This window comes from Streptomyces sp. NPDC043726 (assembly GCF_056436565.1).
The window spans coordinates 557,115-580,935 of record NZ_JBWKCI010000001.1 but is presented as its reverse complement, the minus strand read 5'-3'; the positions used below and the strand labels follow the sequence as shown (position 1 = coordinate 580,935).

The 23,821-nt window shown below is 70.3% G+C and carries 19 protein-coding genes; 12 read left to right on the top strand and 7 right to left on the bottom strand.

The annotated features are described in order from the left end of the window. Positions 1–17 precede the first annotated feature (17 nt). Entirely contained in the window at positions 18–668 is a 651-nt protein-coding gene (gene leuE, locus AC068Z_RS02660; RefSeq protein ID WP_478551596.1) for a leucine efflux protein LeuE, read from the top strand. A gap of 25 nt (positions 669–693) precedes the next feature. Here leuE and AC068Z_RS02655 read toward each other — a convergent pair whose 3' ends face one another. Continuing rightward, positions 694–2,085: an FAD-dependent oxidoreductase gene (locus tag AC068Z_RS02655; protein WP_478551594.1), complete on the bottom strand. Its 1,392-nt coding sequence runs from the start codon at positions 2,083–2,085 to the stop codon at positions 694–696. A 73-nt stretch (positions 2,086–2,158) separates the two neighbouring features. Here AC068Z_RS02655 and AC068Z_RS02650 point away from each other — a divergent pair, with 73 nt between their 5' ends. After that, positions 2,159–2,848, top strand: a complete 690-nt coding sequence (locus AC068Z_RS02650) for a TetR/AcrR family transcriptional regulator C-terminal domain-containing protein (protein WP_478551592.1) — start codon at positions 2,159–2,161, stop codon at positions 2,846–2,848. On the opposite strand, the gene AC068Z_RS02645 is transcribed toward AC068Z_RS02650, so the two are convergent. Together AC068Z_RS02645 and AC068Z_RS02640 are read right to left on the bottom strand one after the other, a co-directional pair. Continuing rightward, on the bottom strand, positions 2,772–3,707 hold the full coding sequence (locus AC068Z_RS02645; protein WP_478551590.1) for a class I SAM-dependent methyltransferase: 936 nt from the start codon (positions 3,705–3,707) through the stop codon (positions 2,772–2,774). The two genes, AC068Z_RS02650 and AC068Z_RS02645, sit on opposite strands and share 77 nt — an antisense overlap. A 93-nt stretch (positions 3,708–3,800) precedes the next feature. Further along, positions 3,801–4,910: an acyltransferase family protein gene (locus AC068Z_RS02640; RefSeq protein ID WP_478551588.1), complete on the bottom strand. Its 1,110-nt coding sequence runs from the start codon at positions 4,908–4,910 to the stop codon at positions 3,801–3,803. A gap of 256 nt (positions 4,911–5,166) precedes the next feature. On the opposite strand from AC068Z_RS02640, the gene AC068Z_RS02635 reads away from it, so the two are divergent. Then, positions 5,167–6,621: a glycosyltransferase family 29 protein gene (locus tag AC068Z_RS02635; RefSeq protein WP_478551586.1), complete on the top strand. Its 1,455-nt coding sequence runs from the start codon at positions 5,167–5,169 to the stop codon at positions 6,619–6,621. Then, positions 6,618–8,942: a glycosyltransferase gene (locus tag AC068Z_RS02630; RefSeq protein WP_478551584.1), complete on the top strand. Its 2,325-nt coding sequence runs from the start codon at positions 6,618–6,620 to the stop codon at positions 8,940–8,942. Before AC068Z_RS02635 ends, AC068Z_RS02630 begins: the two co-directional genes overlap by 4 nt. Positions 8,943–9,010: 68 nt before the next feature. On the opposite strand, the gene AC068Z_RS02625 is transcribed toward AC068Z_RS02630, so the two are convergent. The 3 genes from AC068Z_RS02625 to AC068Z_RS02615 form a co-directional block, all read right to left on the bottom strand. After that, on the bottom strand, positions 9,011–9,997 hold the full coding sequence (locus tag AC068Z_RS02625; protein ID WP_478551582.1) for an O-methyltransferase: 987 nt from the start codon (positions 9,995–9,997) through the stop codon (positions 9,011–9,013). A gap of 140 nt (positions 9,998–10,137) precedes the next feature. Next, on the bottom strand, positions 10,138–11,472 hold the full coding sequence (locus AC068Z_RS02620) for an alpha-2,8-polysialyltransferase family protein (protein ID WP_478551581.1): 1,335 nt from the start codon (positions 11,470–11,472) through the stop codon (positions 10,138–10,140). Further along, positions 11,472–12,458 carry a glycosyltransferase family 2 protein gene (locus AC068Z_RS02615; RefSeq protein WP_478551579.1) on the bottom strand — a complete coding sequence of 329 codons (987 nt, stop codon included), beginning with the start codon at positions 12,456–12,458 and terminating at the stop codon, positions 11,472–11,474. The genes AC068Z_RS02620 and AC068Z_RS02615 overlap by 1 nt, the downstream gene beginning before the upstream one ends. A 177-nt stretch (positions 12,459–12,635) precedes the next feature. Between AC068Z_RS02615 and AC068Z_RS02610 the strand changes: the two genes are divergently transcribed. Genes AC068Z_RS02610 through AC068Z_RS02595 form a run of 4 tightly spaced genes read left to right on the top strand, consistent with a single transcriptional unit; the run spans position 12,636 to position 17,330 of the window. Beyond that, positions 12,636–13,991 carry a DUF6716 putative glycosyltransferase gene (locus AC068Z_RS02610; protein WP_478551577.1) on the top strand — a complete coding sequence of 452 codons (1,356 nt, stop codon included), beginning with the start codon at positions 12,636–12,638 and terminating at the stop codon, positions 13,989–13,991. A 35-nt stretch (positions 13,992–14,026) separates the two neighbouring features. Continuing rightward, entirely contained in the window at positions 14,027–15,256 is a 1,230-nt protein-coding gene (locus tag AC068Z_RS02605; RefSeq protein WP_478551576.1) for a cytidylyltransferase domain-containing protein, read from the top strand. Between the two features lie 14 nt (positions 15,257–15,270). Further along, positions 15,271–16,212 carry an N-acetylneuraminate synthase family protein gene (locus tag AC068Z_RS02600; RefSeq protein ID WP_478551574.1) on the top strand — a complete coding sequence of 314 codons (942 nt, stop codon included), beginning with the start codon at positions 15,271–15,273 and terminating at the stop codon, positions 16,210–16,212. A 47-nt stretch (positions 16,213–16,259) separates the two neighbouring features. Beyond that, positions 16,260–17,330 (top strand): hypothetical protein, encoded by a 1,071-nt coding sequence (locus AC068Z_RS02595; RefSeq protein ID WP_478551572.1) that lies wholly within the window; start codon positions 16,260–16,262, stop codon positions 17,328–17,330. On the opposite strand, the gene AC068Z_RS02590 is transcribed toward AC068Z_RS02595, so the two are convergent. Continuing rightward, positions 17,327–17,995 (bottom strand): class I SAM-dependent methyltransferase, encoded by a 669-nt coding sequence (locus tag AC068Z_RS02590; protein WP_478551570.1) that lies wholly within the window; start codon positions 17,993–17,995, stop codon positions 17,327–17,329. The genes AC068Z_RS02595 and AC068Z_RS02590 overlap by 4 nt on opposite strands. Positions 17,996–18,095: 100 nt before the next feature. On the opposite strand from AC068Z_RS02590, the gene AC068Z_RS02585 reads away from it, so the two are divergent. From AC068Z_RS02585 to AC068Z_RS02570, 4 genes are all read left to right on the top strand, one after another. After that, entirely contained in the window at positions 18,096–19,643 is a 1,548-nt protein-coding gene (locus tag AC068Z_RS02585; RefSeq protein WP_478551568.1) for a PH domain-containing protein, read from the top strand. Between the two features lie 218 nt (positions 19,644–19,861). Beyond that, a complete protein-coding gene (locus AC068Z_RS02580; protein ID WP_478552268.1) occupies positions 19,862–21,085 on the top strand; it encodes a M20 family metallopeptidase in 1,224 nt (407 codons plus the stop codon). 259 nt (positions 21,086–21,344) lie between these two features. Next, positions 21,345–22,394 carry a BMP family lipoprotein gene (locus AC068Z_RS02575; protein WP_478551566.1) on the top strand — a complete coding sequence of 350 codons (1,050 nt, stop codon included), beginning with the start codon at positions 21,345–21,347 and terminating at the stop codon, positions 22,392–22,394. A gap of 290 nt (positions 22,395–22,684) precedes the next feature. Beyond that, a complete protein-coding gene (locus tag AC068Z_RS02570) occupies positions 22,685–23,734 on the top strand; it encodes a BMP family lipoprotein (protein ID WP_478551564.1) in 1,050 nt (349 codons plus the stop codon). The last annotated feature ends 87 nt before the right edge of the window (positions 23,735–23,821 follow it).

Genomic DNA, 23,821 nt, shown 5'->3' with positions numbered 1-23,821 from the left:
GTGCGACACTCCTTTCCATGTTCGGTGTCATCGACCTCCCCACCTATCTCGCGGGCCTGATCCTGATCGTCCTGCTGCCCGGTCCCAACTCGCTGTACGTGCTGTCCGTGGCCGCCCGCAAGGGCGTTCGCGCCGGGTACACCGCCGCGGCCGGCGTGTGGTGCGGGGACACCGTGCTGATGACCCTGTCCGCGGCCGGAGTGGCCTCGCTGCTCCAGACGAACGCGCTGCTGTTCGGCATCGTGAAGTACGCCGGCGCCGGCTATCTGACCTGGCTGGCGGTCGGGATGCTGCGGGCCGCGTGGGGGATGTGGCGGGCCCGGCGGGAGCAGGCGCTGGAGGACGCCCAGGCGCCCGCCGGTGACGAGCGGCCCTACCGCAGGGCGTTCGTGATCAGCCTGCTCAACCCCAAGGCGATCCTGTTCTTCGTCGCCTTCTTCGTGCAGTTCGTCGATCCGGGGTACGCCTACCCGGCGCTGTCCTTCGTCGTCCTCGGCGCCTTCGCCCAGGTCGCGAGCTTCCTGTACCTGAGCGCGCTGATATTCAGCGGCACCAAGCTGGCCGCCGCCTTCCGGCGCCGCAAGCGGCTGTCGGCGGGGGCCACTTCGGCGGCGGGCGCGCTGTTCTTCGGCTTCGCGGTGAAGCTGTCGCTGGCCAGTGGCGCGTGATCAGAGGCCGGCCCCCGGCCCGTGATCAGAAGCCCACGCGTGTCAGATAGGCGGGCAGCGTGTCACCCGTGTCACCCGCCCAGCCGACATAGCCGTCCGGCCGCACCAGGAACAGCCCCTTCCCGTACGACGCCTGCTCCGGCCCGCTGACGGCCCGTACCGCCCCCGGCAGCCCGGGTGCCGGGACGCCCACGGCCACCAGCGTCCAGTGCGGCCCCCGGAACGCGTCGAACAGCCGTACGCCGTCCAGGGTGCCGTCGGGTGCGCGGTCGCCCGCCCGGAGCGGACCCGGTGCGGTACGGGTCTCCGTGGTGAGGGACGAGTCGCGGTACCCCAGGCCCAGTTGGCGGGTCGCCTCGCCGCGCCGGGTCTCCCCGCGGTGCACGCTCGTCGACAGGCACAGCATCTGCGCGGCGATCGGCCGGCGCTCCTCCTCATAGGTGCCGAGCAGCCCCGCGTCCGCCCCCGCCCGCAGGACCGCCCCGAGCTTCCAGCCCAGGTTGTAGGCGTCCTGCACGCTGGTGTTCAGGCCCTGTCCGCCGGCCGGGGAGTGGATGTGCGCGGCGTCCCCGGCGAGGAAGACGCGCCCGGCGCGGAAGGCGTCCGCGAGGGCCGCCCGGGGCCGGAAGTCCGAGGCCCACCGGACCTCGGTGACGGCCTCGGGGGCGATGTGGGAGCGAGCGCTCACGGTCTTGCGGATCCCCTCCAGGGAGAGGTCGACGTCCGTGTCCTCCGGGAACTGCGCCACCACCTGGAAGTCCTCGGTGCCCGCGAGCGGGCAGATCGCCAGGAAGCCCTCGCCCTCGCCGCTCGGCGGGAAGACATGCCAGTTCTCCCGGTCGAGCCCGTCGATCCGGACGTCCGCCACGAGCGTCGGCTGCGGATCGACGGTCTCCCCGGCCATCCCGATCCCGAGCGCCCGCCGCACGGTCGACCGCCCTCCGTCGGCCGCGACCACGTACCGCGCCCGGACGTCGGGACCGCTCGCGAAGCGCACGGTCACGCCCTCGGCGTCCTGCTCGAGACCGACGACCTCCCGCCCGAAGCCGACCTTCCCGCCCAGCTCCCGCAACCGGTCGAAGAGGATCTCCTGCGTCCGCCACTGCGGCACCATCCACGGCTCGTTGTACGGCGAGTCCTCCGTCGCCTCGGCTGGCTCGAACATCCGGTGCTCGCCCGCCCGGCGCCCGTCCTGCCAGATCATCCCGACGGGATTGGTCCCGCCCGCCGCCCGGACCGCCCCGAGCACCCCCAGATCGTCGAACACCTCCATGGTCCGGGGCTGGATCCCCTTCCCCCGGGAGCCGGGGAACAGCCCCTCGGCCCGCTCCACCACCAGCGCGTCCACTCCACGCCGGGCGAGATCGACTCCGAGGGCAAGCCCGGTCGGCCCCGCGCCCACGATCAGTACGTCCATGACGCCACTCTCCTTAACGCTGTTAAGTTCCAACGATGACGAGAGTGGCCTTAACGCCGTTAAGCTGTCAAGCGTGAACACGGAACGCCGAGCCCCCCTCGACCGCCGCCGGGTCGCCGTCGCCGCCCTGGAGCTCCTGAACGAGGTCGGTCTCGACGGCCTGACCCTGCGCGCCATCGCCAAGGAACTGGACGTCAAGGCGCCTGCCCTGTACTGGCACTTCAAGGACAAGCAGGCGCTGCTGGACGAGATGGCGACCGAGATGTACCGGCGGATGATCGCGGGCACGGCAATGGACCCGGCCGACACCTGGCAGGAACGCCTGCTGAAGGTCAACCGGGGCCTGCGCGCGGCCCTGCTCGGCTACCGCGACGGCGCCAAGGTCTTCAGCGGCTCCCGCTTCACCGGCATCGAACACGCCGAGCAGATGGAGGCCACCCTGGGCCTGTTCACGGCAGCGGGCTTCACGCTGCCCCAGGCGGTCAGGGCGACGATGACGACGTACTCGTACACCCTCGGCTTCGTCACGGAGGAACAGGGCCCCAAGCCCGTCCCCGACGAACGAGCCGACCTACTGGCCGACTTCCCCCTGTCGGCAGCGGCGGGCGCGGAGATCTTCGCGAACTACGACGAGCACTTCGAGGAGGGCCTGCGGCTCGTCATGGCGGGGGTCGAGGCGACTTACCTCAGGGGCGCGGGGAACTGCGCGCCAAGCCCCCACCGGCCCGCGGCCGACGACGCATCCGCCGCACAGCCCGAGTGACAATCGGCGGCAGTAGATCAACAGCCAGCGCCCGGGGCCGAGACCTCCGGGGCTTACCGGCGGACGGGGCAACGGGTGCCGCTACCTCCACCGGCTGCACGAAGTGCCGAGAGGTAGGAAAGGCCGGCGGCTGCATCCCGCGCGAGCGGACCCGGACCAGCCGATGCCCCGCCGCCTCCTGCACGCTCAGACCGCAGTCCTCCCGCGCCCGGAGCATCGCCAGCAACTCCTCCTGCACCGGCCCGGGGTCCCCCCACGTGCCGTACAGCTTCTGCGTGCTCAGACACACCGGCCGCAGCCCTCGGTTGAGCACCGCCTCCCAGGCCGCGACGGACACGCCGGGCGTGTGCTCGGACCGGAAGTCGTCGAGCACCACGATCCCGTCGGGCACCAGCAGGGACCGCGCGGCCCCGATGTCGTCGTACACATGCTCGTAGAGGTGAGACGCGTCGATGTGGACGAACCGGCACGTGCCCGGCTCGACCTCCCCCGTGATCAGGGAGCTCGGCCCCTGGATCACCCGGGGCAGATCGTCGTGGAACGCCAGGTAGTTCCGCTCGAAGACCTGCCGCGTCAGTGACGCGTACGACTTCGACGCCTCCGCCTGGTTCGCCCCGTCCGGCGCGTCGCTCTCGAAGAGGTCGCAGACCGTGAAGGTCTCGTCGGGGCGCAGATGCCGGCCCAGCAGGATCGCGCTCTTGCCCATGTAGGCCCCCAGTTCCAGCAGGTCCCCCCGCTGTCCGAGGGCCTCCTGCCGCCTGAGGAACCAGGTGAACAAGGTCTGGTCGAGCGCCGGGAACCAGCCCGGCACGTCGCCGAGCTCACCGGGGAGTACGGAGGTCTGCTGTGCGTTGGCCATGCGACGAGCCTGCTCACTGAAGTCCGGAAAATCCATCACCGGGCTGAACGTCCGGTGAACAACGGTTCTCCGCAGTCTGGTCGCGCCCGGCGCTCAGCGCATCTTGGTGAGGGCCGTTCGGAGGCGTGGCGTCAGCGGCTTCTCGACGTAACGGTTCAGCAGCCAGGCCAGCGCGAGCATGAAGGCGATCGTCAGGGAGAAGGTCGCCCACGAGGACAGTTCGAGGTCTTGGTGGAGGGTCTCGATGACGACCCAGCCCAGGTGCTCGTGCACCAGGTAGAACGGGTACGTCAGCGCCCCGGCCACGGTCAGCCGGCGCCAGTTCGCCCAGTTCAGCCAGCCGAGCGCGATGGCCGCTACCGCCACGAAGCCGAGGGTGACGATCAGCATGATGCCGAACGAGGTGCGGTTGGCGAAGGCGTCCGGGCTGGGCGCCCGCCACAGGTTCTGCACCGCGTAGTGCTGGCCGATCAGCCAGCTGACCCCGACGATGCCCCAGGCGTAGGCGTCCCGCCGGTTGCGGTGGACGAGGTAGAGGCCGACACCGCCGATGAAGAAGGGCGCGTACTCGGGCATCAGGACCAGGTCCAGCAGCGGTTCGTTCGCGGCCTCGGCGATGACCGCCGCGAGCGTCCAGATCCCGCAGAACATGATCACGCGCTGCCTGGTGGCGCCGGGCAGGACCACGCACAGCGCGAACAGGGCGTAGAAGCGGACCTCGGCCCACAGCGTCCAGCACACCCCGAGCACCCGGTCGACGCCCAGCGGCTGCTGCAGCATCGTCAGGTTGACCAGCGCGTCGCTCGGCGAGACCGCCTTGTAGGCGACCATCGGCAGCGCGAACACCGCCGTCACCAGCAGCACCGCCACCCAGTAGGCGGGCAGCAGCCGGGAGGCGCGGGAGGCGAAGAAGGACTTCAGCGGCCGTCCCCAGCCGCTCATGCAGATCACGAACCCGCTGATGACGAAGAAGACCTGGACGCCGAGACAGCCGTACGCGAAGAACTCGTGCAGCGTGGGGAACTGGACCGTCGGCGAGCTGCCCCAGGCGGCGGTGACCTCGCCGCCGCGTCCGCCGTAGTGGTAGGCCGCCACCATCAGTGCCGCGACCAGTCGCAGTCCGTCCAGGGCCCGTAGCCGGGTTTCCCTCGGTGCCGTCCGGGCCGCCCTCCGCGGCGGCTCGATCACCGTTCGGACGGTCATGCTGGTCACAGAAATTCCCCTTGCCAGGTGTTCCTCATGAGGGTGGAGCTAGGCACGTTAGTCCGAATCACTGGGATGTCTTGGGTGCCCTGCCAACGATTAGCCCTGTAGTACCTATCAGTTCACCTGAACGTCGTTTTGCCTTCCTAATTTTTCTCAGCATCCCCCCACGGATAATCAGACGGTTTCAAGATCCCCCCACCCGCCGGCAAACCGCGGCAAACACAGCATTGGCTTGGCGAAAACCAGGAGTGCCATGACGAGGGTCCAGAACAGACGGGCACGTGCGCGCGGAGGGGAGCTGGACGACTGTTTGCGTGCCTGCGCGGTGCACAGCGGCAAAGTCGTCGGCAGCATCGACCGCCGACGCATTGAACTCGCCGAGCAGCTCAGAAAGCTGCTCGTCGTGTGGGGCACCACCCCCGCCGCCCCCGCACCCGCCCCGGCGACCGGAGCGACCGCGCTGCTCAAGCGCGCTGTCAAGGGCGCCGCGACCCCCGCCGCGGGTATCGGCAACGAACTGCTCGACGCGCTGCTCGCCGTCGCCAACCAGGCGCTCAAGTGCGGCTACGACGACGAGCTGAACCTCGCCCTGGTGATCAGCGACACCGTGCTCGCCCAGCGCAAGAACTCCCGCGCCGGCTGGCGGCTGCGCGCCCGCCTGATGGAGACCCTCGGCGAGGACGCCGAGGCGCTGGAGGCGTACGAGAAGTACCTCGGGCTCACCGACGACGACGGCTTCGGCGTCAAGGCCCGGATCGCCGGCCTGCGCACGGCGGGCGACCGTGAGCGCGAGCTGCTCGCCGTGCTGCGCCGCCAGTGCCCGCGCGCCGAGGAGTTCACCCGCGGCGACACCACCGAGGTGTGGGCCGAGGGCCTCGCGGCGCACGCCGTCGGCGACTGGGCCGCGGCCGAACCCCGGCTCGTCGGCGCACTGCTGGCCATGGCGGACGCCCCGGCCGCCGACCGCCAGGACCTGCTCAGCCAGTACCTGGACCTGCGGATCGCCCTCGACACCGATGTCACCGCCCTGACCGAGGTGCTGGCCCTCTACGCCGAGCAGCGCCGCAGCCGGATGCGCGGCGCGGTCGCCGACCCCACCGTCGGCGGGGTGCAGTGGATCAGCCTCGGTGAGTTCCGCAACCGCATCGCCGGGAAGTCGATCTGTCTGATCGCCAACTCCGGCCGGGTGGGCACCAGTTCGATGGGCGCCGAGATCGACGCGTACGACCTCGTGGTGCGCTTCAACTCCTTCAAGATCGACCCCAGGCACACCGGCAGCCGTACGGACATCCACGCGACGATCCACAAGCACGGCTTCAACTGGGAGAAGCAGGTCGACACCCGGCTCGTCTTCGGCGGGGTCTCCGGCGACTGGAAGTGGTCGCTGCGCAACCGCCTGGTGCCCGGCGCCCAGACCCACCTGGGCGACGAGTCGCTGCGCTGGCCCGTGCGCAACATCGGCAAGCTCTCCACCGACGTCTGGTCCGGCATCCCGACCACCGGGTTCAACATGCTGTACCTGCTGGACTTCCTGGACGTCAGCCCGAAGCTCGACCTGATCGGCTTCGACTTCTACGAGAGCGGCGCCTACCGCGTGCAGGAGGCCATGAAGCTCGCCATCACCTCCGTGCACGAGTACACCAGCGAGAAGGCATGGGTCATGGAGCGGGCCCAGAGCGTGACCGACATGAGGATATCCCTGCGATGACCACGACCACCCTGTCCGCGACACAGGCTCCCGTCACCGACGCGGCCGCCCTCACCGGCAAGCGCCGCATGGCCTTCGCGTCCTACGTCGACGAGAACTACCTCCCCGGCTTCCTCGTCCTGCTGCGCAGCCTCGCCCTGTCCAACCCGACCGTGTGCGAGGACTTCGTCGTCCTGTACGACGATCTGCGCCCCGGCTCCATCGCCAAGATCCGCGCCCTGCACCCGCGGATCGTCCTCAAGCGGGTCAACGACACGCACTACGACTCGTACAAGAAGGGCGACCAGGACAACTACCTGGTCCGCAAGGCGTACTTCATCCTCGACGTCTTCCGGCTGCGCGAGTACGACACCGTCATCACCCTCGACACCGACATGGTCGTCCTCGGTGACCTCGGCGAACTGCTGAAGCTGCGCGAGGGCCTCGCGGCCGTCCCGCAGTTCTTCTACGGCCAGCACAAGCTCAACTCCGGTCTGCTGGTCATCCAGCGCGAGTACCTGAGCGACGAGTTCTGCGCCCGGCTCGACGCCACCGGACGCAGCGGCGACTACGAGCTCGACAAGCACGACCAGGGCATCCTCAACGCCGTCCTGGACGGCGACTTCGTCCGTCTGGACCCGCGCTACAACTTCGTCAAGCGGCGCCTGTCCGGCGATCTGCCGGTTCCCGAGGACACCGCGATCCTGCACTTCACCGGCCGCCACAAGCCGTGGCAGGGCGGCGAGTCCGGGTACAGCCTGGCCGAGGAGAAGTGGCGCGAGTTCGAGCTGTCCGACGCCGAGTTCCACGCCGAGTACCTCGCCAGGTCCGGCGGCCTGCACCACGACCTGATCGTGCACTACGGCACCCCCCACGTCGCCCGCACCGGCGATGTCGAGACCGCCCGCAAGGTCGCCGCCGCGCACATCGCCTCCGGTGACTACCAGGACGCCGTGGACGTCCTGGAGAGCGTCCGCATTCCGCTCGACGAGGCCTGGCCGCACGAGGTGCTGGGCCACGCCCTGATGAGCGTCTCGCGCTACGACGAGGCCAAGGCCCAGCTGCTGCTGGCGACGGCCGCCCCCAACCGGGCCGCCACCGCCTACGCCCGGCTGGCCCAGATGGCCTGGGTGCACGGCGACAACGCCGGAGCGCTGAAGTACGCGACGGCCGGCCTGTCCGTCGACATCACCCACCGCTCCAGCCGCCTGTGGGCGCAGCGCGCCGCCTCCGTCCCGGCCCAGGAGCTGGGTGCCCCCGAGGACCAGCTGGCGCACGTCGCCTTCTACATGGACCGTCAGGGCAACGCGGGCGACAAGCTGCTCCCGGAGAGCGTGCGCAGCGCCTTCGGCCCGGACACCACCTCCCGCCGCTGGCACTCGGTCCACGCCCACCGGCTGTTCGACGAGGCCGCCCTGGAGCGCGTCAACGCCCGCCGCGGTCTGGTCATCGGCGGTGGCGGTCTGTTCATCCCGGACACCATGCCCAACGGCAACAGCGCGTGGCAGTGGAACGTCCCGGACGAGCTGATGCGCCGGATCGACGTGCCGATCGCGGTGTACGCCGTGGGCTTCAACGCCTTCGACGGCCAGTCCTACCGCGCGAGCCGGTTCCGTGAGTCGCTGCGGCTCCTGGTGGAGAAGTCCTCCTTCTTCGGGCTGCGCAACCACGGCTCGATCGAGAAGGTGCGCGCCATGATCCCGGCGCACCTGCACGACAAGGTCCGCTTCCAGCCCTGCCCCACGACGGTCACCCGTCAGCTGGTGCCGGGCTGGCAGGACCCGGCGCGCCGCGAGGACACCATCCTCGTCAACGCCGCCTACGACCGCGCGGGCCTGCGCTTCGGCCACGACTACGGCCACTTCCTGGCCCAGATGGCCCGGGCCGTCCGGGACCTGGGCGAGCTGGCCGAGGTCAAGTGCGTGGCGCACTCGCTCGACGACGAGAAGATCGCCTTCGATCTCCGCCGCGAGCACGGCATCTCGATGCCGGTCATCCCGATGTACGACTTCGAGAACGACGAGATCCGCGATCTGTACGCGCGCACCAAGCTGGTCATCGGCATGCGCGGCCACGCGGGCATGATCCCGTTCGGCTGCGGCACGCCGATCATCAGCCTGATCTCGCACCCGAAGATGGCGTACTTCCTGCGCGACATCGAGCGCCCCGAGTGGGGAGTCTCGGTTCACGACCGCCACCTGGCCGCCCGCCTGGTGGAGCGCTCGAAGGACCTGCTCCGCGACCACGCGGCGACCGTCGCGGACGTCCACGGCCGTCAGCAGGAGCTGTGGAAGGTCACCGAGGCGAACGCCGCCGACCTCAGGGTCATCCTGGGCGGCTGAGCGAACGCGCGGGGCCCCTCACCGGTGACGGTGAGGGGCCCCGCACGCTTTTCAGCGGCCCGCGAATCTCAGCGGCCCGCGAACTTCTTCGCCAGCTTCCTCAGCAGCGACGGTGACGAGCCGCCCCCGTCCTTCTCGTACGCCGTCCTGAGCTGCTTGAAGTGGTCGGCGCGGGTCCGGCTCAGGTACTCGTCATCGGTGAGCTTCCGCGCGATGGACCAGGCCTGCTTGTGCCGCCCGTCGTAGTGGGCGACGTACGCCTTCGCCAGCTCCAGCACGGACTTGAAGGGGATCCCGCCGGTGTGGTCGCGGTCGATCCGCTCCTGCACGGCGGAGATCAGCTTCAGCTTCTCGTCGAGGGTGAAGGCGTCCTCGGAGATCGTCCTCAGCACCTGCTCGGGGATCGGCTTCGTCACCTCGAAGGCGAGCGTGGAGCGGATCGGCGGGCCGGCTATCTCGATGTACGGCAGCAGCGCGCCCGTGCTGTAGTGCAGCCACGGCAGCCGGGGTCCGGCGAAGTCCTGGTGCAGTACGACCGATCCGGGCCGCAGCCGGGTCAGGAAGCGCTCGGACACGCACTTGAAGACCCGGGGCGTCTTGGCGATGTCGATGTGCAGGAACTCGATCGGCGTGGTGTCGTGCGGATCCGAGGTCTGCCAGATGTCACCGGCGTGGATCTCCAGGAACCCCAGGAAGGGATTGAGCCGCTCCCGGAAGTCGTCCAGGAACGAGGAGTCGCCGTCCGAGGGCTTGGCGCCGGAGGTGAAGAACTTCTCGGTGGCGAAGGTGCCCTTGCCGACGTGGAAGAAGTCGTACGCGTGCAGCCGTCCCGTCTTCTCGTCGAACACGGGGCTGTCGCGCAGCCCGAGCGCGAGCGCGTACGTCGATCCGCCGCCGCCCGAGCCCAGTTCGACCAGCCGGTCCTCGCCCGTGAGGCGATGGCGGCCGAGGAGGTAGAGGAAGCGCAGCTCCCAGGAGCTCACCTGGGAGTAGGGGAGATCGTCCGGCAGCTTTACGCCGTCGAGCATGGGGTACAGCCGGCCGAGGTTCGTCATGAGTGCCTCACGGGGTGGGATGGGGCGGCGTTCCGGAATCCTAGGGATTCGAACGCCGCCCACACCATGGATTCATCGGTTTAATCCGACGGTGTGCCACCGTTTCCTCGGCTGTTCCCGGCAGTTCACCGGGTATTGGCTCAGCGGCGTACCGCCTTCTTCAGCGCCTTGGCCCGCCGCACCACCCGGCGCGCGGCGGAGTTGCGCGGCAGGAACGACAGCCGCTCCGGGATCCCGCCGGGCAGGCCCAGCGAGGTGAGCCGCTTGCGCTTGAAGTAGCGCTGGGTCCGCGGCTTGTAGTGCTCGGAGAGATAGCGCTCGGCAGCGGGACGCAAGGTCGGGTAGATCTGCGGCTGCATGGTGAACCCTATGGCGGCGATCAGTGCGCCCAGGGTCTCGGCCGGCACGGTCTCCTCGCCGTCGCGGTTCTCCAGGTCCGGCAGCACCGCGTCCGCCAGCACCGCGGGGATGCGGTTGCTGTTCTGGTACGGCGTGAGCCGGTCCAGGAGCGGCTCGGTGCCGATGCGGGCCACGGGGAGGTCGTAGAAGGCGGAGGCGGTGAACAGCGCGGTGGAGAAGCAGCCGACGACCAGGCCGGGCCGGGACTTCTCGAACAGCACCTCGGCGAGCACGGGCGTGTCCAGCACGGTGAGTTCGACGCCGAGCTTCTCGGCCTCGGTCTCCAGGGCGCGGCTGTAGCGGGCCGGCGCCGTCGGGTGGGGCTTGAACACGATCGAGCGGTGCCCGCGCTCCACCGCCCCGCGCAGCATCCGTACGTGCAGCTCCTCCTCCGCCTGCGGGGTGAGGATGTTCAGCGCGGACAGATACTGGCCGAGCAGCACCGCGGAGTTCTCCGGCAGCACCGGCAGGTCCTCGACCACTCCGGCGAGTTCGCCCATGACCTTGCGGAAGGCCTCGGTCGGCAGGATCTCGGCGGGCACGTCGAACTCGGTGAGCAGCGTCGGCGTCAGGCCCGGCACGAGGTCCAGGTGGAGCAGGCGCCGCACACGGGTGCCGACCAGCGGGTCGAGCTTGTTGCGGGTGGGGCCGTAGCTCATCAGGCCGTCGGCGTAGACGTGCACGGGGGCGCCGGTGAACATCTGGGCGAGGGCGAGCGCCGGGTTGACCTGGATGGACTCCAGGACCAGCTCCACCCTGTCGTCGCCGAGGCCCCACAGCAGCCGCAGATACCGCTCGAACAGCGGAAGGTCGTCCACCCGCGGCGACCACGCGCCCGGGTGAAAGGGGCGGATGGCCTCGTTGAAGGAGACCACCCCGTCGAAGTGGACGCGCAGCGGTTCGAAGCCCGGCATCTCGTCCACGGTCGGAGTGGTTTCGGGGCAGGCGGAGTTGTTGAACACCAGCAGCAGCCGGCGGTCCGCCTTCTCGAAGACCTCCGAGTCCAGCGCGGCGGCCAGGGTGGCGGCGCCGTACAGCGTCGAGACGCAGAAGATCTGGGTGGTCTTAACGGACATCACGCGGCCGCCTTCTGGGTGGTGGCCCGGCGCCGCAGCCGGCGCAGCTTGCTCGCCCGGCGCAGGTCCATGGTTTCGAGCACATCGCCGAGGGCGTCCTGCGGCATCCGCTTTATGGCCGCCGCGCTCATCGCCCGCAGCTGCTTGGCCACCGAGGGTTCCCACTTGGACTCGTCCGAGAGGTGGTGCGCGATGATCGCGCAGTAGGTGCGCACCGCCTTGGGCAGCAACTGCTCCGCGTCCCGGTCGGCCGCCGTCTCCTCGATGACCTGATCGAAGGCACGGATGAAGTCCAGTTGACGGACATCACCGATCTGGGTGAGGGAACCGGCGACGCCCCGGCGGTAGAAGACACCGAGCAGGCTCACCACGGCGAAGGACTCCGCCTCGCGGTGCAGCTTCCAGATCCACGGCCGGTCCTCGGCCGTGCGCAGTCCGTCGGTGAAGTGCAGCAGGCCCTTGTCCAGCAGCCGGCGGTGATAGGCGCCGGCCCAGGCGTAGGCGTAGTCCACCGAGGTCGTGCGGTCGGCGGGCAGGATCGCCGCGCGCGGGTCGAGCACCTCGCCGCGGCGGCCGTGCGGGACCCGGTGCACGGACCGGGCGCGGGCGTTGGCCTGGACGTGGTCGGTGCGCACGAAGTCGCAGCCCAGCTTCTCGATGGCGCCGACCAGCTCGCCGAAGTAGCCGGGCGCGAGCCAGTCGTCGCCGTCGAGGAAGGTGAGGTATTCCCCGGTCGCCGCGTCCAGGCCGGTGTTACGGGCGGTGGCGAGTCCTCCGTTCACTTCATGGCGGATGTAACGCACTTGTGCGACATCCGAGAGCTGTTCGGCCGCCCGTTCGAGAATGGCGGGAGTTTCATCCTTCGAATGGTCGTCCACCAGGATGAACTCGAAGTCGCGCCGGGCGTTCGCGCGAAGGCTTCTGAGGGTCTCCTGGGCGTATTGCTGCACGTTGTAGAACGGCACGATCACGGAAAGCTTTGGCACCTGCAAAAGATTAGTTGGGTGCCCGGCAACGGATCTTGCCGGTGTACGTACTTCGGGTGAACTCGATGTGTCGGAATGGTGCATCCCATGTACTTCCCGGGCTCTGACGGGCCAGTTCGGCTCTCGGTGGTGTGTTGTTAACTCTTCGTTGATTCGCGGTTGGGCTATACCTAGGAAATGGTTCCTAGCGTCTTCCACGTGCCAGCAAGTACAACGAAGCCGCCGCGCATCGCCGTCCTCGCGGACTCCGACACCCGATGGAAATGGGGTGCGCTCACGGCGGGCCGCATCGCCCCGGGCCCGTCCATGGAAGCCGGAGCCGAAGGGGGCACGCAAGTCGCCCCCGCCCTGAACGGATTCCTGCTGCGCGGCCGGGCCACACCCACGGCCCGCCAGCTCGCGGAAGTCGGCGTGCGGGCCGACTCGTTGCGGGAGGTGACGGCGGTGGAATTCCTGCGCACGATGGCCGAGGAGCAGTACGACATCGTCGTACTGTCGCTCGTCGGCGGTGGCGTGCAGGCGATGCTGCACGGCCTCAAGCGGGTCTGGGAGGGCCGCGAGAAGCGTCCCGTCGTCGTCACCGGCTACGTCGGCGTCGTCTACGAGAAGCTCGCCGACGGCCTCCTGCTGCGGCACGGCGCGGACCTCGTCCTCGCCAACTCCCGCCAGGACGCCGAGCGTTTCCGCGCGGTGTACGACGGGGTCGGCGCCGACGCCTCCTCGGTGACGGAAGTGGCGCTGCCGTTCCTCGGCGGAGCGCCCTACGAGGGGGAGCACGACCCGTACCGGGTCGTCTTCGCCGCCCAGCCCTCCGTCCCCGAGAACCGCAAGGACCGTACGTACCTGCTGAACCGCCTGGTCCAGCACGCGCGGCTGCACCCCGAGCGCGAGGTGCTGCTCAAGCTGCGCTCCAAGCCGGGCGAACACACCACGCACATCGAGGAGTTGCCCTACCAGAAGCTGGCACAGAAGCTGGACCTGCCGTCCAACTTCCAGCTGGTGTACGGGCACATGGGCGAGGTGCTGGACCGTACCGACCTGCTGGTCACGGTCAGTTCGACGGCCGCGCTGGAGTCCCTCCACCGCCGGATCCCCACCGTCGTGCTCACCGACCTCGGGGTGCGCGAGACGCTCGGCAACCACCACTTCGTCGGCTCCGGCTGCCTGGCCTCCTGGGACCAGCTGGACGAGGGACACCGTCCGGCCCCCGACGAGGAGTGGGTGGCCCGGCAGGGCGTGGCGACCGAGGGGGCGTTCGACGCGGCCCGCGAGCGGATCGCGAAGCTGCTCGCCCAGCCGGGCGGACTGGCCCCGCTGACCCCGTACTACACGCCCGCGACGGCCCCGGGTTACCTCCCCGGCATCCTCGCCCGCCACCACCTCGGCCCCGACGGCAGCCCGCTGCCCGGCGCTCCGGCGCACGACAAGGAGCCGGGCCCGGTCCGGCAGATCGTGCGCCGAGCCGCCCGTGGCGCGTATCGCCACGGCGTCCAGCGCGTTGCACCTGTCATCCGGCGGATGGGGGAGCTGTGAGCCGCCCTACCGACTTCCTGCAAGGAGTTCAGCCCATGTCCAACCCGGAAGCGGGCCCAGGCGCCGAGGTGCGCCGCGTGCTCGCGGTGATCCCCGCTCGCGGTGGCTCCAAGGGCGTGCCCGCCAAGAACCTCGCCCCGGTCGGCGGGGTGCCGCTGGTCGCCCGGGCCGTGCGGGAGTGCCTGGCCACCCGGCTCGTCACCGACGTCGTGGTCTCCACCGACGACCAGGCCATCGCCGCCGCCGCCCGTTCCGCCGGTGCCGAGGTCGTGCTGCGGCCCGCCGCCATCGCCGGGGACACCGCCACCTCCGAGGCGGCCGTGCTGCACGCCATGGACGCCCACGAGGCGCTGCACGGCTCGCCGGTCGACGTGGTGCTGCTCGTGCAGTGCACCAGCCCCTTCGTGATCCGCGAGGACATCGACGGGGTCGCGGCGGCGGTCGTGGAGAACGGCGCCGACACCGCGGTCACCGTGGCCCCCTTCCACGGCTTCGTCTGGCGCGACGCCGAGGAGCCCGCCGAGGGCGGCGTCGGCGTCAACCACGACAAGTCCTACCGCCCCCGTCGCCAGGACCGCCCCCAGGACTACCTGGAGACCGGCGCCGCCTACGCGATGGACGCCCCCGGCTTCCGCGAGCACAACCACCGTTTCTTCGGCCGTACGGAACTCGTCCGCACCGACCCCGCCCGGGTCCTGGAGATCGACGACCCGCACGACCTCGCGCGCGCCCGCGCGCTCGCCCCCCTCTTCGACGCGGACCGCCCCGGTTCGCTCCCGACCGGCGCCGACATCGACGCGGTCGTCCTGGACTTCGACGGCACCCAGACCGATGACCGGGTGCTGATCGACTCCGATGGAAAGGAGTTCGTCTCCGTGCACCGCGGAGACGGCCTCGGCATCGCGGCCCTGCGCAAGAGCGGCCTGAAGATGCTGATCCTCTCCACGGAACAGAACCCTGTGGTCGCCGCCCGGGCCCGGAAGCTGCAGATTCCGGTCCTGCACGGCATCGACCGCAAGGACCTCGCACTGAAGCAGTGGTGCGAGGAGCAGGGCATCGCGCCTGAGCGCGTGCTCTACGTCGGCAACGACGTCAACGACCTTCCGTGCTTCGCCCTCGTGGGCTGGCCCGTGGCGGTCGCGAGCGCCCACGACGTCGTGCGCGGCGCCGCACGCGCGGTCACCACCGTTCCGGGTGGCGACGGCGCGATCCGAGAGATCGCCAGCTGGATCCTCGGCCCCTCTCTCGATTCCCTCACCAAGTAAGGACCCCTCCTGTCATGAGCACCAACTCCCGTCTCCGTAGCTTCGGTTCGTCGCGCCTGGCCGGCCCCGGCCAGCCCGTCTACATCTGCGGCGAGATCGGCATCAACCACAACGGCGACCTGGAGAACGCCTTCAAGCTGATCGACGTGGCGGCCGAGGCCGGCTGCGACGCGGTCAAGTTCCAGAAGCGCACCCCGGAGATCTGCACCCCGCGCGACCAGTGGGACATCGAGCGCGACACCCCCTGGGGCCGCATGACCTACATCGACTACCGCCACCGCGTGGAGTTCGGTGAGGACGAGTACCGCCAGATCGACGAGTACTGCAAGAGCAAGAACATCGACTGGTTCGCCTCCCCGTGGGACACCGAGGCCGTCGCCTTCCTGGAGAAGTTCGACGTCCCGGCCCACAAGGTGGCCTCCGCCTCCCTGACCGACGACGAGCTGCTGCGCGCCCTGCGCGCCACCGGCCGCACGGTCATCCTCTCCACCGGCATGTCGACCCCGAAGCAGATCCGCCACGCGGTCGAGGTCCTCGGCTCGGACAACATCCTGCTCTGCCACGCCACGTCGACCTACCCGGCCAAGGCCGAGGAGCTCAACCTGCGCGTGATCAACACCCTGCAGGCCGAGTACCCGAACGTCCCGATCGGCTACTCCGGCCACGAGACGGGCCTGCAGACCACCCTCGCCGCGGTCGCGCTGGGCGCCACCTTCGTCGAGCGTCACATCACCCTCGACCGCGCCATGTGGGGCTCGGACCAGGCCGCCTCGGTGGAGCCGCAGGGCCTCACGCGCCTCGTCCGCGACATCCGCACCATCGAGTCCTCCCTGGGTGACGGCGTCAAGAAGGTCTACGACTCCGAGCTCGGCCCGATGAAGAAGCTGCGCCGCGTCCAGGGCGTCGTCGCCGAGGCGGAGATCGCCGCCGCGGCCGGCGAGCCGCTCTCGGTCTGAGTCACCCCCTTCCAGAAGATCGCCTACGACGGGACGGTCGTACGTAGATGAGCCCCCGCGCCGGGAACGCCGGCCCCCGCACTCTCGCGTTCGTCGAGAGTCCGGTACAGCTGCTGAATGTGCTGGAGTGGGCGCATGCCCAGGAGCAGGCGCTCGGCGCGGGGCTCACGCTCGTGGTCCTGTCCCCGATCGACCCGATGACCCGGGGCCAGTTGCGCCGTATGGCGGAGCTGGCCCGGGAAGAGGGCCACGAGGTGCGCTGGGAGGAGGCGCGGGGCGGCGCGGCGGCGCCGTTCCAGACGATCGGGGGTCTCGCGGGCACGCTCCGCAAGGCCTCCCGCGTGGTCCTGGGGGACCCCTTCTCCCGCTACGTCCAGCTGTTGCTGACGATCACCCGGGCCCGGGACCTGGTCGTGGTCGACGACGGCACGGCGACGATGGAGTTCGTCGCCCAGCTCGCCCGCGGCGAACGCCTGGTGCGCTGGCACCGCAAGGGCGGCCGCCCGGGCCCCCGGGACCTCCTCCTCGCCCCGGCGTCCTCGGCGGCCCGCCGCCGGCTGACGCCGGGGGAGCACCGCAGGGTCGAGATCTTCTCCTCCATGCCGATGGAGGAGACCCTGCCGGGCCTGAAGATGTCGGCGAACGATTTCGCCTGGACCCGGTCCCGCTTCGGCCCGCCCCGCATCAGCAAGGGCGCCGACCTGGTGGGCACCTCGCTGGTGGAGACCGGGGTGGTGGACGGCGAGCGCTATCAGGAAGCCGTCCGCACCCTGGCCAAGGCCCACGGGGCGACCCGCTACTTCGCCCACCGCCGGGAGAGCACGGACAAGCTGCACCGGCTCGCGGTGGAGACCGGGCTCGAGATAGTGCGTCCGGACCTTCCCCTGGAGCTGATCGCCCGCCGCGGCCCGATCGGCTCGACGATCCTCAGCTTCCCCTCGACGGTCGTCCACACCCTCCCGCTCGCCCTGGCCGGCACGGACGTCCGGGTGGCGGTCTGCGACATCGACCCCACCTGGCTCACCGACCACGCCTCACCGCGGGCGCAGGGGTTCCTGTCCGGAGTGACGGGCTCGGCGCGGGACGTGCACCGGCTGGCGGCGGTGACGGCGGTCTAGCCGGGCCTGCGCGCCAGCACGTACGCCCGGGTGTAGTTCTGGTCCGCCAAGGGCTCCCGCACCACCCGGGCCTGGAGCTGGAGGCCCGCCTCCCGCAGGTGGGCCGTCACCGTCTCCGGGCCGCGCAGGTGGTAGTGCAGCGAGATGTCCTGGCCGAATCGTTCCGTCAGGTGGAGGAGTTCGTCCGCGCCCTCCGTGAACTGGAACGACAGCATGAGATGGCCGCCCGGGACCAGGACCCGGTGGAACTCCGCGAACGTGGCCGTCAGCTGTTCCGTCGGGACATGGATGATCGAGTACAGGGCGATGACCCCGCCCAGCGTCTCGTCCGCCAGGTCCAGCGCCGTCATCGTGCCGACGTGGAACCGCAGGTGCGGATGCGCGTCACGGGCCATCGCCACCATGCGCGGCGAGACGTCCACCCCGAAGACCGGGACCCCGAGCGCGTCCAGCCGGGCCGTGACGTAGCCGGGACCGCTGCCGAGGTCGGCGACGGGTCTGGTGCCGTGCGCCCGGACCTGCTCGGCGAAGGCGGTCAGCAGGGCCCGCTCCAGCGGGTGGTCGCCGAGGCCGTCGGGGTGGCGGTCGGTGTAGGCCGGGGCTATCGCGTCGTACGACGTGCTGGTGGCCCGGAGGAAGTCCGTGTCCGTCATGGGTTCCGTCACACGGCCGGAGCCTACCGACGCGAAGGACGGGGGTCGGCAACTTCACCGGCCCGAAAGCTGCCGGACACCGGACAAGCTCCAGCGCTCTGAACACGTCAGGATGGCGCGCGTGGAAGAAGTCATCTTTCGATCCCGGTGGCGGCGCGCGCAGTGGGTCGTCGTGGCGATCACGGCGCCCGGCGCCGCCCTCGCCGTCGTGGGTCTCGTCCTGGGCGGTCCGGTTCCGCTCGCCGTCGTGGGCGCCCTGTGCCTCGCGGCCGCGGGCGCCGCGCTGCGCTCCGCGACCGCCGAGGTCCGCGCCGACGCCCACGGCATCCGTACGCGGACGCTGACGGGCCGCCGGAGCGTGCCGTGGCGGGACGTCGCCGGCCTCGCCGTCCAGTTGCGGACGCTGCCGCGCGGCGGAGAGTCGCGGCATGTGATCCTCGTCCCGCGCGACGGACACAAGCGGCTGCTGCCCTTCCCGGCGGCCTGGGACGCGTACACCCAGGACTTCGACACCGACCTCGGCGCTCTGCGCGCCCTGCACCGCCGGCACGGCAGCCCCGACTCCGAGCGCCTCGCCGTCGTCAGCCACCGCACCGCCGGTGGCCGCCGGGCCTGGTCCCTGGCCGCGTGCGTCCTGCTGCTCGCGGGCGCCGGCCTCGCCGCCGCGCTGGTTCCGGGCGCCGACGGGGAGCGCCGGGAGTGGGAGGCGGCCCGGCCGTGCGCGGCGACGGCCCCCGCCGAGGACACGCGCGAGTGCCTGACGACCCTCCCGGCGGTGATCGAGCGGACGGACGACGACGAGCGACGGGGGAGCGGCCTGCTCTACTTCGCCGGGGACCGGCCCCTCGACCGGCTCACCGTCTCCCGGGAGGCCGCGCAGGAGTTCGAGCCCGGCGACAAAGTCGAGCTGACCGTCTGGCGCCGCGAGGTGATGGAAGTCTCCGGAAGCCGTTACGTCTGGCGCGAGCACATCACCCCGCCCGGCGACGTGGCCGCCGTCGCGGCCGGGCTCGCCCTCGCCGCCGGATATCCCGCCGCCCAGCTGCTGCTGCGCCGGCGCGGGCGTGGCCTCGCCGACGACGAGGTCCTGCCCTCGGCCCTGCCCTTCGCCGCCGTCCTCGTCGGCACCGGGGCGTGGCTGCTGCCGCTGGTCCACCGCCACCCCACGACCCTCCTCGCGTCGCCCACGACGCTCACCTGGGCGCTCGCGGGCACCGCCGCCACGCTCGCCATGACCGCCTGGGCCTGGCGCGCCACCGGGATCCGCCCCCGGCAGGACAGCACCGGTCCCGAGGAGGAGCGGGAGGAGGCAGAGGAGGTCTTCCTGCGCGCCCGCTTCCTGGAGTCCACCGACTACAACCCGAACGGCTTCGGCACCCACATCGCCCTCGGCGGCTCCGAGCCGCCCGCGGTGACCCCCGGTCCGGGCCGGTTCGCGGCGCGGCCCATTCCGGCACGGCGGCTGACCGTCAAGGAGGTGCGCCGGGTCCGCGGCGCCGACGGCGACGACGTGCCCCGGAGCTGGCACATCGCCGACCTCGACGACGCCGGCACCCCCGTCCGCCTGGCCGCCGCCCCGGCCGATCTGGCCCGCGTCCTGCGCGCCCTGGAGGCCGTACGAACGCTCGAGGACGCCTCGACGCCGGGTTCCGAAAGGTGAACAGAACCGACGCGGCTGTCCGGGGCGTGGTATGGGTTGGTAAGAGAGCGGATGGGTGCTCATGATCGACTTGCTCGAAAAGTGCTGGAGTTTACCCATCCCAGACCGCACCTATGCGTCCGGGGGTCAGTTTTTCTTCCCCTAACGGGCTGAACTTTTGTTGATCGAGGGTCAGTTGGCCACCCGGGCGTCCTACCCTTCAGAGGGTGAAACACATGATGTCCGTACAGTCCGAGGCCGATCTCCAGGCGGAAGCCGGGGAAGCGCTGCTCCCGGGCACGCTGCCCGAGTCGCTGCGCGTCGAACTCGTCGCGTTCCGCCGCGACTTGCACATGCACCCCGAGCTGGGCAACCAGGAGTTCCGCACCACCGCCGCGATCAAGGAACGGCTGGAGCGGGCCGGTCTTCAGCCGCGCGTGCTCGCCGTCGGGACCGGGCTCGTCTGTGACATCGGCAACTGGGACGACGGGCTGCCCGCGCTCGCCCTGCGGGCCGACATCGACGCGCTGCCCATCCCGGACGCCAAGGCGGAGTGCCCGTACCGCTCGACCGTGCCCGACCGGGCGCACGCCTGCGGTCACGACGTGCACACCACCGTCGTCCTCGGCGCCGGTCTCGTCCTCGCCGACCTGCACCGCAAGGGCCTGCTGCCGCGCCCGGTGCGGCTGATCTTCCAGCCGGCCGAGGAGGTGCTGCCGGGCGGCGCCGCCGACGCCATCGAGTGCGGGGTGCTGGAGGGCGTCGGCCGGATCGTCGCCGTGCACTGCGACCCCCGGGTCGACGCCGGGCGGATCGGCATCCGCGACGGCGCCATCACCTCCGCCTGCGACCGCCTGGAGATCGCGCTGGACGGTCCCGGCGGCCACACCGCGCGCCCCCACCTGACCACCGACCTCGTCACGGCCGTCGCCCGGGTCGTCACCGACGTCCCCGCGCTGGTCGCCCGCCGCGTCGACACCCGCAGCGGGCTCGCCGTGACCTGGGGCCGTATCGAGTCCGGCCACGCCCCGAACGTCATCCCGCAGCACGCCGAGCTCTCCGGGACCGTGCGCTGCCTGGACATCGACGCCTGGCGCCAGGCGCCCGACATCCTGGTCGCCGCGATCGACGAGGTCGCCAACCTGCACCGGGCCAAGTCCGAGATCAACTACGTCCGAGGCGTCCCGCCGGTGGTCAACGACTCCGGTGTCGCCGAACTCCTCCGCGACGCCATGATCGCCCGCCGCGGCGCCGACTCCGTCGAGGGCACCGAGCAGAGCCTGGGCGGGGAGGACTTCTCCTGGTACCTGGAGCACGTCCCCGGCGCGATGGCCCGCCTCGGCGTCCGGGCACCGGGCGAGCGCACGGTCCGGGACCTGCACCAGGGCGACTTCGACGTGGACGAGCACGCGATCACGGTCGGCGTGGAGCTGTTCACGGCGGCGGCGCTGATCGACCTGTAGGGACCAGCTCCGGTTGCGGCCGGAGCGGCCCCGGGGGAGTCTGACCCCATGGCGCTCACGCGTGCGCGCCGACACGACAGGAACCCCCGGGATGTCCGGGAACGCACACTTTCGATCCGGTGGTTCACGGGGACGTAACCGGCCATCGGCACGAATGGATAACGGCCACGCGATACCCCGTTCCCAGGAGTGTCTACGCGCGTTAATGTGCGCCGAACTCAGCACCCACTGCGGGGCTTGGAGAATGGGGAGCTTCACGATGCGTCGGACATCCAGACTGACCCGTATCGCGGTGGGGGTCGCGTCGATCGCGCTCGCCGCCACGGCGTGCGGTGGTACCAGCAGCGACAGCGACAGCGGCAGCGAGACCACGGGCGACAAGGGCCTCGCCATCGCGTACGACATCGGCGGCAGGGGCGACCAGTCCTTCAACGACGCCGCGTACGCCGGTCTTCAGAAGGCTCAGAAGGAATTCGGCTATGAGACGGCCGACATCGAGCCCACCGAGGGCGAGACGGACGCCGACAAGGAACAGCGGCTGGCCTCCCTCGCCAAGCAGGGCTACAACCCGGTGATCGGCGTCGGCTTCGCCTACGGTCCCGCCATGGAGGCCGTGGCCGCGAAGTACCCGGACACCACCTTCGGCATCGTCGACTCCGTGGTCGAGGGCGACAACGTCGCCTCCCTGGTCTTCGCCGAGGAGCAGGCCTCGTACCTCGCCGGCGTCGCCGCGGCCAAGGCCACCAAGACCAACACCGTGGGCTTCATCGGCGGTGTGGACGTCCCGCTGATCCACAAGTTCGAGGCCGGCTACAAGCAGGGCGTCGCGGACACCAACTCCAAGGTCAAGGTCGTCTCGCAGTACCTGACCCAGACCGCGGAGGAGGGCGGCTTCTCCAGCCCCGACAAGGGCAAGGCCGCCGCCGAGGGCCAGATCGAGAAGAACGCGGACGTCCTCTACGCCGCGGCCGGTCTGTCCGGGCAGGGCGTGATCGAGGCCGCCGCCAAGGCGAAGGTCTGGGCGATCGGTGTCGACTCCGACCAGTACCAGCAGGAGGCGCTGGCGGCGTACAAGGACTTCATCCTCACCTCCGCGCTCAAGGACGTCGGCGGCGCGGTGTTCACCCTCGCCGAGTCCGTCAACGACGACAAGCCGCTGACCGGCGTGCAGACCTTCGACCTGAAGGTGGACGGCGTCGGCCTCGCGGAGAGCAACCCGAAGATGGCCGAGATCCCGGGCCTGACGGACGCGGTGGCCAAGGCGAAGGAAGAGATCGTCGACGGCACCATCAAGGTCAACACCGAGTGACCTGCTGATCGGACCGGTTGGAAGCGGGCGGGCGCCTCAGGGCCCCGCCCGCTTCCGCGTCCGCGTCCGCGCCCGCTTCCGTGTCGCCGGGCGATGTCACCCACCGCCACCCTCCCTTTGCGGTCGGCAAGGCCTTGGTCAGTGCCCGAGTGGAGTTGAACACGGCCGGATAACAAGGTGGACAGAAGGGGTTTTCAGGCAGGTCTACGCGCGTTAATCTGCGGCGAAGCCAGCGCCGAAGCTGTGAAGCACTTCCGTCCGGCGCTTGTACCGAACTAGGAGCACTTCACATGCGCCGGATTTCCCGGATCACGGTCGCAGGCGCAGCGACCGCCTCTCTGGCCCTCGCCCTGTCCGCCTGTGGTGGCACCTCGACCTCCTCCAGCTCGTCCGACGACAAGGGCAACAAGGGCCTGGCCATCGCGTACGACGTCGGCGGCAAGGGCGACCAGTCCTTCAACGACGCCGCGTTCGCGGGCCTGGAGCAGGCGAAGAAGGAGTTCGGCTACGAGACGCAGGACGTCGAGCCGACCGAGGGCGAGACCGACGCCGACAAGCAGCAGCGCCTGGAGTCGCTCGCCAAGCAGGGCTACAACCCGGTCGTGGGTGTCGGCTACGCGTACGCCGCCGCCGTGAAGGGCGCCGCGGAGAAGTTCCCGGACACCACCTTCGGCATCGTCGACGACTCCACGGTCGAGGCGAAGAACGTCGCCGGCCTGGTCTTCTCCGAGGAGGAGGCGTCGTACCTGGCCGGTGTCGCCGCCGCCAAGAGCACCAAGACCAACACCGTGGGCTTCGTCGGCGGTGTGGACATCCCGCTGATCCACAAGTTCCAGGCGGGCTTCGAGCAGGGCGTCAAGGACACCAACCCCAAGGCGAAGGTCATCTCCCAGTACCTCACGCAGACCGCGGAGGAGGGTGGCTTCTCCAGCCCCGACAAGGGCAAGTCGGCCGCCGAGGGCCAGATCGAGAAGAAGGCGGACGTCGTCTACGCGGCCGCCGGTCTCTCCGGCCAGGGCGTGATCGAGGCCGCCGCCGCCAACAAGGTGTGGGCCATCGGCGTCGACTCCGACCAGTACAACCAGGAAGCCCTCGCCAAGTACAAGGACTCGATCCTCACCTCGGCGATGAAGGATGTCGCCAAGGCGGTGTACAACCTGGCGAAGTCGGTCGAGGACGGCAAGCCCGGGACCGGTATCGTTCGTGGCGATCTGAAGACCGGCGAGGTGAGCCTGTCGAACTCCAACCCGAAGTTCGCGGACAACGCCGAGCTCCAGGAAGCCATCGAGACGGCCAAGGAGAAGATCATCAACGGCGAGATCAAGGTCAAGAGCAGCTGAAGAGCAACACCCTGAGCAGCGTGTAACCGCGGGGTCGCGGTCGCTCGACGGGGTACGGGGAGGCATCTCCTCGTGCCCCGTTGTCAG

Coding starts and splice junctions, on each gene's coding strand:
- AC068Z_RS02580 (WP_478552268.1), top strand. CDS start 19,862: ATGTCCGTACAGTCCGAGGCCGATCTCCAGGCGGAAGCCGGGGAAGCG.
- AC068Z_RS02610 (WP_478551577.1), top strand. CDS start 12,636: ATGGTTCCTAGCGTCTTCCACGTGCCAGCAAGTACAACGAAGCCGCCG.
- AC068Z_RS02645 (WP_478551590.1), bottom strand. CDS start 3,707: ATGGCCAACGCACAGCAGACCTCCGTACTCCCCGGTGAGCTCGGCGAC.
- AC068Z_RS02635 (WP_478551586.1), top strand. CDS start 5,167: ATGACGAGGGTCCAGAACAGACGGGCACGTGCGCGCGGAGGGGAGCTG.
- AC068Z_RS02640 (WP_478551588.1), bottom strand. CDS start 4,910: ATGACCGTCCGAACGGTGATCGAGCCGCCGCGGAGGGCGGCCCGGACG.
- AC068Z_RS02570 (WP_478551564.1), top strand. CDS start 22,685: ATGCGCCGGATTTCCCGGATCACGGTCGCAGGCGCAGCGACCGCCTCT.
- AC068Z_RS02625 (WP_478551582.1), bottom strand. CDS start 9,997: ATGACGAACCTCGGCCGGCTGTACCCCATGCTCGACGGCGTAAAGCTG.
- AC068Z_RS02595 (WP_478551572.1), top strand. CDS start 16,260: ATGAGCCCCCGCGCCGGGAACGCCGGCCCCCGCACTCTCGCGTTCGTC.
- AC068Z_RS02605 (WP_478551576.1), top strand. CDS start 14,027: ATGTCCAACCCGGAAGCGGGCCCAGGCGCCGAGGTGCGCCGCGTGCTC.
- AC068Z_RS02620 (WP_478551581.1), bottom strand. CDS start 11,472: ATGTCCGTTAAGACCACCCAGATCTTCTGCGTCTCGACGCTGTACGGC.
- AC068Z_RS02600 (WP_478551574.1), top strand. CDS start 15,271: ATGAGCACCAACTCCCGTCTCCGTAGCTTCGGTTCGTCGCGCCTGGCC.
- leuE (WP_478551596.1), top strand. CDS start 18: ATGTTCGGTGTCATCGACCTCCCCACCTATCTCGCGGGCCTGATCCTG.
- AC068Z_RS02575 (WP_478551566.1), top strand. CDS start 21,345: ATGCGTCGGACATCCAGACTGACCCGTATCGCGGTGGGGGTCGCGTCG.
- AC068Z_RS02630 (WP_478551584.1), top strand. CDS start 6,618: ATGACCACGACCACCCTGTCCGCGACACAGGCTCCCGTCACCGACGCG.
- AC068Z_RS02585 (WP_478551568.1), top strand. CDS start 18,096: ATGGCGCGCGTGGAAGAAGTCATCTTTCGATCCCGGTGGCGGCGCGCG.
- AC068Z_RS02655 (WP_478551594.1), bottom strand. CDS start 2,085: ATGGACGTACTGATCGTGGGCGCGGGGCCGACCGGGCTTGCCCTCGGA.